Genomic DNA, 12,801 nt, shown 5'->3' on the forward strand with positions numbered 1-12,801 from the left:
GTGTCCAATAATTATTATTTTTATATAGAGGGTTTACTCTTTGATATAAAGATCTTTCGAGTAAATTTTATCTTCAGCATTATTCACTGGGAAACCACCAACATTCGGGCTAACTAAACGTGCCTTCACATATTGATAGATAGGTGCGATAGGCATGTCTTTTGCCAGTAACACTTCCGCTTCAGCATACAATGCATTGCGCTCAGTATCATTTGTTGAAAGCAGTGCTTTTTGCATTGTTTCATCATAAGTTGCGCTATTGTACTTAGGATCGTTAGAGCTGTTGTTACTTTGCATCAAAGAAAGGAACGTTGATGCTTCATTGTAATCGCCACACCAACCTGCACGAGTGACATCAAAGTCACCTTGACGACGTGTATCTAAGTACGTTTTCCACTCTTGGTTTTCTAATTCAACTTTAACACCTAAAGATTTTTTCCACATAGATTGAATTGCTGCTGCAATTTTCTTATGGTTTTCAGACGTGTTATATAGAAGCGTAAACTCAAGTGGATTGTTATCTGTGAAACCCGCCTCAGCAAGAAGACGTTTTGCTTCTTCGTTACGTTCTGCTTGAGTCATTTTACCGTAAGCTGGAAGATCAGGGTTAAAGCCAGCAATAATTTCAGGCGTTAGGAAATAAGCAGGTTTTTGACCTTGGCCGAGTAAGAACTTAGTAATAACGTCACGATCAATAGCATAGGATAATGCTTTACGAACACGAACATCGTCAAACGGCGCTTTTACGTTGTTAAAGCCATAATAATACGAACACAAGTTACCTTGAATAGACACTGATTCTGGGTGATCTTTCTGTAAACGCTTAAAGTGCTCGTTTGGTAATTCATTGGTAACGTTAATCTCACCAGAAAGAAAACGGTTCATTTCCGCAACTTGGTTTTCGATAGGAAGATACGTGACTTTGGTTAACACTGTATGAGCATTGTCCCAGTAATTTTCGTTCGGAACCATTTCAATACGTTCGTTCACAACCCACTTGCTCATAACGAACGCACCGTTACCAACAAAGTTTTCTGGTTTCGTCCACTGGTCACCAAATTTTTCTACTGTCGCTTTATGGACAGGTTTCACCGTAGTGTGGCCCATCATCATTACAAAATAAGGTACAGCAGTTGTTAGTTTTACTTCCAACGTATACGGGTCAATCGCTTTTACACCAAGTGTTTCTTTATCAGCTTCGCCAGCAATAATTTCTGCTGCATTCACCATATTGGTCATTTCTAAATACCAAGAGTATGGAGACGCAGTCGCTGGATCAACAGCACGCTTAAAGCTATAGACAAAATCTTCCGCTGTTACTGGATCGCCATTAGACCATTTTGCATTGTTACGTAAATGGAAAATAAACGTTTTGTTGTCTTCAGTTTCCCATGATTCAGCAACACCAGGAATTGTATTGCCATCTGCATCTTGGTTCACAAGACCTTCTAGAAGATCACGAATAACGTGAGATTCTGGCACACCTTCTGTTTTATGTGGGTCAATCGACGCCACTTCAGTGCCGTTACCACGAACTAGCTCTTGGCTCTTAGCAAGTTTAGTTCCTTCAGGAACGTTAGCTGCAAGCGATGAAAAAGAAGTCGCGGCAACAGTTAAGCTAGCACCCAGTAAAAGGGCTTGTGTAATTTTATTTTTAAACATGCAATTAACTCCAAATAATTTTATTTTGCATCCATGACGTCTTAATTAGGGGACTCGAACGATCGGCAGTTTGGGTAAACTAGTACTGTAAAAATCCCAAAGCCCTAAAAAAGATTGCGGAATAAGGTAGCAATAATAAAAATTATTATCCATAAAACGTGATAACTAACGCTTTATTTTCTCGATTACATCAATTTTTCTGATAAGTTGCTTCAAAAACGTACTTACATCACTAACTATCAAACACTTACTATTTATGCGGAATAATAGCTATAAATATTCAAAAATAATGGAACACTAGCAATCAATAAATTATTTAACATAAAGTTATAGGTAAAAACACATTTACTTCCTGCGTATTTATTCAAATCTCACAAGATATTTAATAAAGAAAACACATTATTAATCTGTTGTTTGTATTTTAGTCATCATAATTATTTTATTTTTTATAATGTAAATTAAATTTTACACGTTTAGCGTAAAAACGTAAAAAAACCAAGCGATTAGTCGATTTGGTTTTTTTATATAAAATAGTGGGATTAGCTAGAATTTAAAAAAAGTGCATAAAACAATCAGATCGATATAAAAATAGACAGGTGAGGTTATTTCTCCCATCGAGATGCGGCATTTTGATCGGATTCTTTTGCTTCTATCCAGCGATTTTTTTCACTGGTCCGCTCTTTTTTCCAAAAAGGCGCTTTTGTTTTTAAAAAATCCATAATGAATTCACACGCATTAAACGCGGCTTCTCTATGCGCACTCGTTACGCCAACAAAAACAATTTGATCACCAATATCCAATTCGCCAAATCGGTGTATTACGCGAATGTTTAATAATGGCCAGCGCTGAAATGCTTGATCACAAATATCATTGAGTGATTTTTCTGTCATTCCTGGGTAATGTTCAAGCGTAAGCCCTATCACACTATCACCAAGATTCATGTCCCTAACTTTTCCGGAAAACATGGCAACGGCTCCTGCCGATGTGCCTTCAGCTAATTGAGCATATTCGTCAGCAACAGAAAAATCTTCCGTAATTACTGAAACAGAGTAGTTCATGTTAACCCCCAGTTACTGGCGGGAAGAAGGCAACTTCGTCGCCCTCTTTTATTTCGCTGTCTAAAGCACAAATCGTTTGATTAATCGCGACCAGTAGCTTTGCAGCATCCAACGCAAGCGCCCATTTGTCGCCTTTTTTACATAAATCCGCTCTAAGCTGTTCTGCAGTTGAATATTTGGCTTCGATTTGCAGTTCATCAACAGCAACAATTTCTCTAATCTGAGCAAAAAATAGCACTTTTATCATTATTTCACCTTGATGTAATCGTTGTACTGCGAAATCATTGTTCCACTTTGAAATGACCCGATTTACCACCGGTTTTTTCTAGTAAACGAATTTGACCTATTACCATATCTTTTTGCACTGCTTTGCACATATCGTAAATCGTTAACGCTGCAACGGATGCGGCAGTCAATGCTTCCATTTCCACGCCTGTCTTACCCGCTAATTTGCACAGTGATTCAACTCGAACCAGATTATCTTCCTCAACGGCATGCAAGTGAACTTCGACTTTAGACAAAAGCAATGGATGACAAAGTGGTATTAAGTCCCATGTCTTCTTTGCTGCTTGAATACCAGCAATACGAGCGGTGGCAAACACATCTCCTTTGTGATGGCGGCCGGACACAATTAATTGCAAAGTTTCAGGAGCCATATGAATAAAAGCTTCTGCTCTTGCTTCGCGTACTGTCTCGGCTTTCGCCGATACGTCTACCATGTTAGCTTCACCAGAAGCACTAATATGTGTAAATTTTTGCATAGTATTTGACGGTCCTTAACCGAATAGAATTTAAACCGCTAAATGAGGCATGAAGTTACAGGGACGATGACTTGCATCTAGCTGTTGTTTAATAATTTTAGTCCAGGCTGTTTTACACGCTCCTGTCGAACCAGGCGTTGCAAATATCACAGTATGGTTAGCAAATCCGGCTACCGCTCTAGATTGAATGGTGGAGGTCCCTATCTCTTGATAAGAGACATAACGAAATAACTCACCAAAACCTTCAACTTGCTTGTCAAAAAGAGGCAATAATGCTTCCGGGGTGTTATCTCTTGAGGTAAAACCTGTACCGCCGGTAATAAGTACCACCTGTACATTTTCATCCGCTATCCATTGAGAAACAATGGCACGAATTTTATATTTATCATCAATAACTATTTTTTTCTCCGCAAGATTATGGCCTGCATCTTTAAGTTGATCGGCATAATATTGGCCAGAGGTATCATTGTCTTCAGTTCGAGTATCAGAAACCGTTAAAACGGCGATATTTGCAGGTTTAAATTCACTAACTGCGTGTCCCATTTTTTCACCTATGTTCGATTTTTATCCGCCAATTGAAGCGAGGTGTGGTGTCATTCCCGTGTTGCCATCTTGTAAGAAGTGGCTTACGGATTTACTTTGAAGTTGCGTTTGAATGCGATCCATTAACGCGTCAGCTTGCTCATCTTGTTGTAACAGGTCTCTAAGCTCAACACCTTGATCACCAAAAAGACAAAGGTGTAATTTACCTAAGGCAGACACTCTTAATCGATTACAGCTTTCGCAAAAATGTTTTTCGTAAGGCATAATTAAGCCAATTTCGCCCTGATAATCAGGATGAATGAACACCTTAGCTGGACCGTCATTTGCTTCTCTTACCTTGCTGACCCAGCCTTCTGCTATTAGCTTATTTTGTATACTAACGCCTGACTTGTGGTACTTGCTAAAGAATGAATCCATCTCACCCGTTTGCATCAGCTCAATAAAACGTAATTGAATCGGTCTATCTTTGATCCAATTAAGAAATGCTGGCAATTCTCCGCTATTAAGGTCTTTCATCAAGACAACATTGACTTTGACTTGTTGATATCCTACTTCAAACGCCCTATCAATACCGGACATCACTTTCGAAAATTTATTTTCACCGGTTATTTGGTAGAACATTCTTGGATCAAGACTATCTAAACTAACATTGATATGCGTTAAACCCGCCTTTTGCCAGTTCTCAACTTGTGATTCCATTCGATAACCATTGGTTGTGGTTGCAACCTTCTCTATTCCTGGAGTATCGGCAACCACTTGAATAATTTCATTAAAATCACGACGTAGACTTGGCTCTCCGCCAGTAATACGCACTTTAGAAGTACCGCTATTGGCAAACGCACTAACGATTCGTTTTATTTCAGCTATAGATAAAAAAGACGAGTTTTTCAGCCCAGATGGTTTATAACCATCAGGCAAACAATAGGTACATTTGAAGTTACAGACATCTGTAACAGAAAGGCGCAAGTAATAAAACTTGCGCTTAAATTTATCTTCGAATTGTATCGCCACGGAACACCTTTCCAAACACGGGAGGCTGACTCATTTCTAAGTGAACCCTTGTGGCAATATGCCACTGGCCTTGATCGCTTATTAAAAGTTAATTGTTCAATAAAACATCTCAAACGAATTAAAAACTAAACTTAGCAATAAAGGCTCGGAGTTATGGCTGCTAATCATTGCGTTAGATTAACTGCTGGCCACTAAAATACTTAATTCCTAAATATAATTCTACCGCTAATCACAATTTTTTTGTCACTAAGCACACTTTATTCAAGATATACTACTTAAGATGTAGTCAATGAAATATCGGCTTCGGTACGTGATTTATGCAAAGATAACGTATGGTTATTAGTAGGCTTGGCTATAAAAAACAAGTGTCTAGAAAATTAATATAAGAATAAAACTCGATGAATGTATATAAAAACAAAAAAGTGGTCGCAATTGGTGGCGGGCACGGCTTAGGCCGAATGCTCGCTGCGCTTAAAAACTTTGGTGGTAATGCAACAGGCATCGTTACGACCACCGATAATGGCGGCTCGACAGGACGTGTACGATCTTGTCAAGGTGGCATTGCATGGGGAGATACCAGAAATTGTATTAATCAGTTAATTACCGACCCATCTGTTGAATCAATGATGTTTGAATACCGATTTAAAGGTGCCGGGGAACTTAACGGGCACAATTTGGGTAATTTAATGTTGGTCGCATTAGATAACTTATCGGTACGACCTTTAGAGGCAATACGTTTAATCCGCAACATGTTGAAGGTAGATGTCAATATCGTTCCTATGTCTGAACACCCATCCGATTTAAGAGCTTTGTCATTAAATGGTCAATGGGTAGTAGGCGAGACTAATGTTGACGAAATGCAAACTGAATTGCAGCGATTGGATTTGGAACCAGAAGTTCCCGCAACTAAAGAAGCGTTACTCGCTATCGATACTGCAGATTGTATTATTCTTGGACCCGGAAGTTTCCTAACAAGTATAATGCCACCACTTCTTCTTCCTGAAATCGGTCAAGCTATTTTCAAAAACAAACAAGCTAAGCTAATTTTTATAGAAAACCTATCACCAGAACCGGGCCCTGCTGGAAAAATGACATTAGAGCAAAAATTACAATGGTGTCAGCGAGCATGTCGAGGGCGTAAAGTCGACATCGTATTGGGAGAACAACCTCACCCTGAACTAGAAAAAAATTGGCGATGTATCATTGCTGACTTAGCATCACCAAATAGAGAATGGCGACATGATAGAGATAAGCTAACAGAAGTAATATTGTCGCAGCTTCAATAACTCTTACCAATTACATTACCACAAGAAAGGTGAGATTAATCATCGATTAAAAATCACTGAAATTTAGTACGATTAACTTAGCAAACTCTCGTAGGCTGTTATGGTTTCTTTCAAGCTATTCAGTATTAAATTTTGATAGTAATCTGTTGACACTGGTTGGCCCGTTTTTGATATTGCATCAACCTGTTTTGCTACATTACAAAGATCATCAGCACCAAAACTGGCCGCGCTACTTTTTAATGCGTGGCTCATCTCACTTAAATGTCTTTCTAAATCTTGACCATCATCCAAAATAAGCAAACGATATTCACGTAGTTCACTTAAAAAAATATTTAATAATGTGGGCAGGTTGTCATGGCCAATTTCATTACATAAATTATCTATTTTTTCTGAGTTCATATATGTAATCACTGTCTTTGTTCTCCTAGCTATGACTGATTCAACTCGAGCAAACGCCATCGAACCGATAAAATATCATTTCCACGCTTGGCGTTTTCTATAAATAGTAGATGGACTCACTTCTAAGGCATTGGCTGCTTTAGGTATATTGCCATCAAAAGCGTTAATCGCTTGTTCAATAAACTGTTTTTCTGCTAACCACAGTGGAACGATGTTATCCGTTGATATAGATTTACCCTCTGACAACGTTAGTTCAGCGTTCACTGTTAAATCCAAATTTTCGACTGAACTTTGTTCGTTCGCGTTGTCAGAAGCAATTTCTGTGCTCATTTGATTAAGTGGCGGTGGTAACATACTTAATTCAATTTCTTTTCCATGGTTAAGTACCACTGCATTCCTGATAACATTTTGCAATTGGCGAACATTTCCCGGCCATTCGTAGCCAATAAATCGTTCAATCACATCTGGCGTAAAACGCATAAATGATTTTTCTTCTTCTAGCGAAATATGACCCAATAAAGAATAAGCAATCTCGACCACATCTTCACCTCTGTCTCTCAGTGGGGGAAGATGCAACGGAATGACATACAAACGATAGTAAAGATCTTCTCTAAAGCGGCCTTGTTGTACTTCTTTCCATGGATCACGGTTAGTGGCGCAAACAAAACGTACATCAACACTTTTCATTTTTGATGAACCTACTTTTTGAAACGTACCAGTTTGTATGAATCGAAGCAGCTTAGTTTGCAGATCTAGGTCCATTTCACATAATTCATCTAGAAATAGAGTGCCACCGTTAGCCATTTCAGCTGCTCCTTGACGCTCTGTTGCTGCACCAGTAAACGCACCTTTTACATGGCCGAATAGCTCACTTTCAATCAAGTCTTTAGGGATTGCTGCACAATTAATCGCAATGAATGGTTTGTCTCTTCGCTTACTCGCAGCGTGTATTGCCTCTGCGCATACTTCTTTTCCGGTACCACTTTCTCCGGTAATAAAGATACTCGCTTTACTGGTTGCGGCCGAATCAATAGTTTTGTAAACAGATAGCATCATCTGGCTACTGCCAATAAATCCTTGATAATTGTTTTGACTACGCACGCTTGACATATCTTCACTGCCAACGCTTTTGGTTTTTTCCGCTTTACGAATCGCGTTATTCACTGTGACCCTTAACCTATCGGCTTCACAAGGTTTTATCAGAAAATCTTGCGCGCCATGTCGCATCGCATCAACGGCAGTATCAATTGATCCATGCGCGGTCATAAATATAATCGGCACATCTGGATACAAACGGCTCACTGCATGCAAGACATCCATACCTGTCATATCGGGCAAGCGTAGATCCAATAAAATCAGATCGGGAATTCCCTCCGTTAACATCTCTAAGGCAGCTTTACCTGAACCGACTATTTTTACGTCGATCCCTAATGGGGTAAGAAAAGACTTGTATAAAGCCGCTACTGAAGCCGTATCTTCGACCATCAATAAATATTTTGTTTTAGGAGCAAGATCTAATTTGTTCATAAGATGGCCTTGGCTAATATTTTATATTCTGAATATTTTTAAACTGAGGTGATTTTTTTACATCAACTAACTTTTTTACATCAACCCACCATTTTTTGCATCGACTACCCATCAAGTTGGTCAGCAATTGTGTTGCAATATAAAAATAATTGCATTTTGATATGCAGAATGCAATTTAAAACGAAAATATATTCGCTTCATCGCGATACAATTACTATATGAAAGGATTTTTAAGTTGGCATGATAACTGCTATATAAACTAAGACCCTATTGGGTCCCTAGCCAACTGACGTTGTTAGTGGATCAAATTTCCACAAAATGAAGCCAACCGGAGCGATTCCAGTTGGCTATTTTTTTATCTAATTTTTGTATCCGAGACAGCAACTCTCAATAATTAATTGCCTTAGTATTAATGGCTACACTAATAAAAGAAGTGAATTAGCTATTAGCAATGAACTGCTTCCTTAACGTATCAATTTGATCTCGTTTGTCCGCCGCAAGTTCAAACTCTAGGTTTTGTGCATGCTGGAACATTTCTGTTTCTAATTTGATCATTTCTTTCTCTAATTGCTGAGGAGTGAGAACTTGATAATCTTTAGATGGTTCTGCCACTTTAGATAACGGCACTTGTTTTGACACTCTTTGATTTCGGGTCTTGGCTATATCACCAATTTCCATAATATCTTTGATATTTTTCTTCAACGCTTGTGGCACGATATTATTTTGAGCATTATGCTGTTGCTGTTTGTCTCTACGTCGTTCAGTTTCATCTATTGCCTTTTGCATTGATTTAGTAATTCGGTCGCCATACAAGATAGCCTTACCTTCTAAATTTCGTGCCGCTCGGCCAATAGTTTGAATTAAGGAGCGCTCCGATCGCAAAAAGCCTTCTTTATCAGCATCTAAAATAGCAACCAAAGAGACCTCTGGCATATCGAGCCCTTCTCGCAATAAGTTGATTCCAACTAAAACGTCAAATTCACCTAAGCGTAAATCACGAATTATTTCTACACGTTCTACCGTATCAATATCGGAATGTAAGTAGCGAACTTTTACCTCATGCTCACTAAGATACTCTGTTAAATCTTCGGCCATTCTTTTAGTTAACGTGGTAACAAGAACACGCTCATTTTTGCTACTTCTTATACGTATTTCAGACAGCAAATCATCGACTTGAGTGGCAACAGGCCGCACTTCAATATTTGGGTCTAATAAACCAGTAGGACGAACGACTTGATCGGCGATATCGTCAGCCGATTTCTCTAATTCATAATTGCCAGGTGTGGCTGAAACAAAAATAGTTTGCGGCGCTAATGCTTCAAACTCATCAAATTTCAAGGGTCTGTTATCTAGCGCAGAAGGCAAACGAAAGCCAAATTCAACTAAGGTTTCTTTTCGCGAGCGATCGCCTTTAAACATTGCGCCTATCTGAGGAACGGTAACGTGAGATTCATCAATAACAAGCAAGCCGTCTTTCGGTAGGTAATCAAATAATGTCGGAGGTGGCTCACCCTCTGCACGACCACTTAAATACCGTGAATAATTTTCTATACCAGAACAAAAACCAAGCTCATTCATCATTTCCAAATCAAACTGTGTTCTTTGGGAAATTCGTTGTTCTTCAAGCAATTTATTATTTTCTAATAAATAAGCGGTACGTTGCTTTAATTCCACTTTTATTTGTTCTATAGCCTCAAGAATCTTTTCTCTCGGAGTAACATAGTGGGTTTTGGGATAAATAGTAAAGCGAGGTAAGTCTTTCTGGCTAACCGCACCGGTTAGTGGATCAAAAATGCTCAAACACTCTATTTCATCGTCAAACAGTTCAATACGAACCGCTTCTTGATCCGATTCAGCAGGAAATACATCAATCACTTCACCACGAACTCTAAACTGACCACGCTCAAACGTAACATCATTTCGAGTATATTGAAGTTCAGCAAGCCGGCGAATAATGTCTCTTTGACCAATATGGTCACCTCTGGTCACATGCAACATCATTTTCAGATAGGAATCAGGATCACCTAAGCCATAGATAGCCGATACTGATGAAACAATAATGGCGTCTTTTCGCTCTAATAATGCTTTGGTTGCCGAAAGCCGCATCTGTTCAATATGCTTGTTAACCGATGAATCTTTTTCGATAAAAGTATCGGTAGTTGGAACATAAGCTTCAGGCTGATAATAATCATAATATGAAACAAAATATTCAACCGCATTATTAGGGAAAAAAGCTTTCATCTCACCATAGAGTTGCGCGGCAAGTGTCTTATTGGGAGCAAGAAGAATAGTCGGTCGCTTAGACTGAGCAATAACATTCGCTAAAGTAAATGTTTTTCCTGATCCAGTAACGCCAAGTAAGGTTTGATGCGCTAAGCCATTATCTAATCCATCGAGTAATTTCTGTATCGCAGTGGGCTGATCTCCCGCCGGCTGATAATCGGAAACCAGGTTATATTGTTTGCTCATAGTCTACATTCTTATATTTGGCTTAAATGACGCTGATAATCGTAGCACTCATCATGAGTTCGATCTCGCTTTTAAATAAGATAACCACTTTACAACAACAACGCGATGCCTAATTTATTCCGTAATAAATACCTCATAAAAGTAGTGTTTATTGGTTTACGAATAGAAATCAATACTGAGAAAAGTAATAATTGAACATAAACAAATAAATCTTAAAAAATAAAAGAATAAATGCTCTCTGAGCAGTAGATTAAACTCAATATTTTTGATAGAATCGTCGCCCCTTCGCGCTCCAAACATTTATTTTTCATTTATTTAATCCACTTGTTGTCCCCAATTTAGTGCATATTAAGCACTTTTTTAGTCTATCGCCAATTTGAACACCAAATCATCTCTTCGAAACAAAAGCCATTAATAGCCTTAAATTCAACAACTTAAATGAAAATCACTTTATTTTGATCAATAGAAAATTTATGTTTAATTTTTAGTAAGAATTAATCCACAGACTTATCCACAAAATTAGTGGATAAGTGGCCCGAGCCTTTTATTTACGAGGCATATAGAAAAATCAAGAAAAATCATAAATTTTTTTTTGATAAAGATTTCAATTCTGTATTGACAGTTTAAATCGTCATCGCTAATATTCGGTGCTCAAACTCTTCCCCCTTAGTTCAGTTGGTAGAACGGCGGACTGTTAATCCGTATGTCGCAAGTTCAAGTCTTGCAGGGGGAGCCAAATTAGACAAAAAAGCCACTTAGCTTCGCTAATGTGGCTTTTTTTGCATTAGCTGTCGCCGTAATTGGTAAAAAAAACACCACAAGACAAAAAATCACGCATTTGATTAAAAACCCTTAAGATTCTCGGTTGTTATTAGTGACTCAAAACGAGATAATATAAAATTCACGATCTCCTAATACGTATCATCATGACTGACTACTTACTACTACTAGTCGGCACTGTGCTAGTGAACAACTTTGTGCTGGTTAAATTTCTGGGTTTGTGCCCATTTATGGGTGTGTCCAAGAAGCTGGAAACAGCGATTGGCATGGGCCTAGCCACGACGTTTGTTTTAACACTCGCCTCTGTCTGCGCCTATTTGGTTGAAACTTATATACTTTCACCATTGGGAATAGAATACTTGAGAACGATGAGCTTTATATTGGTCATCGCGTTTGTGGTACAATTTACCGAAATGTTAGTGCATAAAACTAGTCCTACCCTTTATCGGTTGCTAGGAATATTTTTGCCTCTAATAACAACAAACTGCGCAGTGCTCGGCGTGGCACTACTTAACATCAACGAGAACCATAATTTCATAGAATCCATTATTTATGGGTTCGGCGCAGCGGTCGGTTTTTCTCTTGTTTTAATTCTTTTCGCCTCTATGCGAGAACGAATCGCGGCAGCAGATGTTCCTAATCCATTTAAAGGGGCATCTATCGCTATGATCACCGCTGGTTTAATGTCGTTAGCGTTTATGGGCTTTACTGGTTTGGTGAAATTGTAATGACTTCCATCCTTATCGCTATAGTTGCTATTGCTGTACTTGCTGGAATCTTTGGCGCATTTCTCGGTTTTGCATCTATTCGCTTTAAAGTAGAAGCGGATCCAATTGTCGAACAAATTGATGCTGTATTACCACAAACGCAATGTGGGCAGTGTGGCTATCCTGGTTGTCGTCCTTATGCAGAAGCTGTCGCCAATGGAGACAGTATTAATAAATGTACTCCCGGAGGACAAGCCGCTATAGAAAAAATAGCCGAGCTTATGGGGGTAGAACCTGATCTTGAACCTCAGGACGGCGCAGAACCAATCAAAAAGGTCGCCTTTATTCATGAAGATATGTGTATTGGATGCACTAAGTGCATTCAAGCATGCCCAGTTGACGCCATAGTAGGTGGAACCAAAGCACTACATACTGTGATTAAAAGTGAATGTACAGGTTGTGATTTATGTGTTGCACCATGCCCAACCGATTGTATTGAAATGATTCCAATCGAAACCACTACTGCTACCTGGAAATGGAAACTCGACTCCATACCAGTCGTTGATGTTACAGAAAAATCTAAATCAATAGGTTAAAG

Annotated in this window: 12 protein-coding genes, 1 tRNA gene and 1 riboswitch; of the genes, 4 read left to right on the forward strand and 9 right to left on the reverse strand. The window is 38.8% G+C overall.

Annotated features, from left to right (window positions below):
• Nucleotides 1-33: 33 nt before the first annotated feature.
• From ACLKML_RS07480 to moaA, 6 genes are all read right to left on the reverse strand, one after another.
• On the reverse strand, nt 34-1,662 hold the full coding sequence (locus ACLKML_RS07480) for an ABC transporter substrate-binding protein (RefSeq protein WP_413284782.1): 1,629 nt from the start codon (nt 1,660-1,662) through the stop codon (nt 34-36).
• Between the two features lie 602 nt (nt 1,663-2,264).
• Nucleotides 2,265-2,720 carry a molybdopterin synthase catalytic subunit MoaE gene (gene moaE / locus ACLKML_RS07485; RefSeq protein WP_413284783.1) on the reverse strand — a complete coding sequence of 152 codons (456 nt, stop codon included), beginning with the start codon at nt 2,718-2,720 and terminating at the stop codon, nt 2,265-2,267.
• A gap of 1 nt (nt 2,721) precedes the next feature.
• Nucleotides 2,722-2,967, reverse strand: a complete 246-nt coding sequence (gene moaD / locus ACLKML_RS07490; RefSeq protein WP_413284784.1) for a molybdopterin synthase sulfur carrier subunit — start codon at nt 2,965-2,967, stop codon at nt 2,722-2,724.
• A gap of 34 nt (nt 2,968-3,001) precedes the next feature.
• Entirely contained in the window at nt 3,002-3,481 is a 480-nt protein-coding gene (gene moaC / locus ACLKML_RS07495) for a cyclic pyranopterin monophosphate synthase MoaC (RefSeq protein WP_317715378.1), read from the reverse strand.
• Nucleotides 3,482-3,511: 30 nt separating this feature from the next.
• Nucleotides 3,512-4,024, reverse strand: coding sequence for a molybdenum cofactor biosynthesis protein B (gene moaB, locus ACLKML_RS07500; protein ID WP_317715379.1), 513 nt, complete (start codon nt 4,022-4,024; stop codon nt 3,512-3,514).
• Nucleotides 4,025-4,045: 21 nt separating this feature from the next.
• On the reverse strand, nt 4,046-5,035 hold the full coding sequence (gene moaA, locus ACLKML_RS07505; protein ID WP_413284785.1) for a GTP 3',8-cyclase MoaA: 990 nt from the start codon (nt 5,033-5,035) through the stop codon (nt 4,046-4,048).
• Nucleotides 5,024-5,198, reverse strand: a riboswitch (molybdenum cofactor riboswitch). Its footprint overlaps the gene before it by 12 nt.
• A 235-nt stretch (nt 5,199-5,433) precedes the next feature.
• Between moaA and ACLKML_RS07510 the strand changes: the two genes are divergently transcribed.
• A complete protein-coding gene (locus ACLKML_RS07510) occupies nt 5,434-6,321 on the forward strand; it encodes a YvcK family protein (protein ID WP_413284786.1) in 888 nt (295 codons plus the stop codon).
• 72 nt (nt 6,322-6,393) lie between these two features.
• Here ACLKML_RS07510 and ACLKML_RS07515 read toward each other — a convergent pair whose 3' ends face one another.
• From ACLKML_RS07515 to uvrB, 3 genes are all read right to left on the reverse strand, one after another.
• A complete protein-coding gene (locus tag ACLKML_RS07515) occupies nt 6,394-6,720 on the reverse strand; it encodes an Hpt domain-containing protein (RefSeq protein WP_413284787.1) in 327 nt (108 codons plus the stop codon).
• A gap of 75 nt (nt 6,721-6,795) precedes the next feature.
• A complete protein-coding gene (luxO, locus tag ACLKML_RS07520; protein ID WP_413284788.1) occupies nt 6,796-8,247 on the reverse strand; it encodes a quorum-sensing sigma-54 dependent transcriptional regulator LuxO in 1,452 nt (483 codons plus the stop codon).
• A 438-nt stretch (nt 8,248-8,685) separates the two neighbouring features.
• Entirely contained in the window at nt 8,686-10,716 is a 2,031-nt protein-coding gene (gene uvrB, locus ACLKML_RS07525; RefSeq protein ID WP_413284789.1) for an excinuclease ABC subunit UvrB, read from the reverse strand.
• Nucleotides 10,717-11,376: 660 nt separating this feature from the next.
• Here uvrB and ACLKML_RS07530 point away from each other — a divergent pair.
• From ACLKML_RS07530 to rsxB, 3 genes are all read left to right on the forward strand, one after another.
• A tRNA-Asn gene (locus tag ACLKML_RS07530) sits at nt 11,377-11,452 on the forward strand.
• 190 nt (nt 11,453-11,642) lie between these two features.
• Complete coding sequence (gene rsxA, locus ACLKML_RS07535; RefSeq protein WP_413284790.1) at nt 11,643-12,224, forward strand: electron transport complex subunit RsxA; 582 nt, start codon at nt 11,643-11,645, stop codon at nt 12,222-12,224.
• Entirely contained in the window at nt 12,224-12,799 is a 576-nt protein-coding gene (gene rsxB / locus ACLKML_RS07540; protein WP_317715386.1) for an electron transport complex subunit RsxB, read from the forward strand. The genes rsxA and rsxB overlap by 1 nt, the downstream gene beginning before the upstream one ends.
• The last annotated feature ends 2 nt before the right edge of the window (nt 12,800-12,801 follow it).

It is taken from the genome of Vibrio sp. MA40-2 (assembly GCF_047302445.1).
Taxonomy (GTDB): Bacteria; Pseudomonadota; Gammaproteobacteria; order Enterobacterales; family Vibrionaceae; genus Vibrio.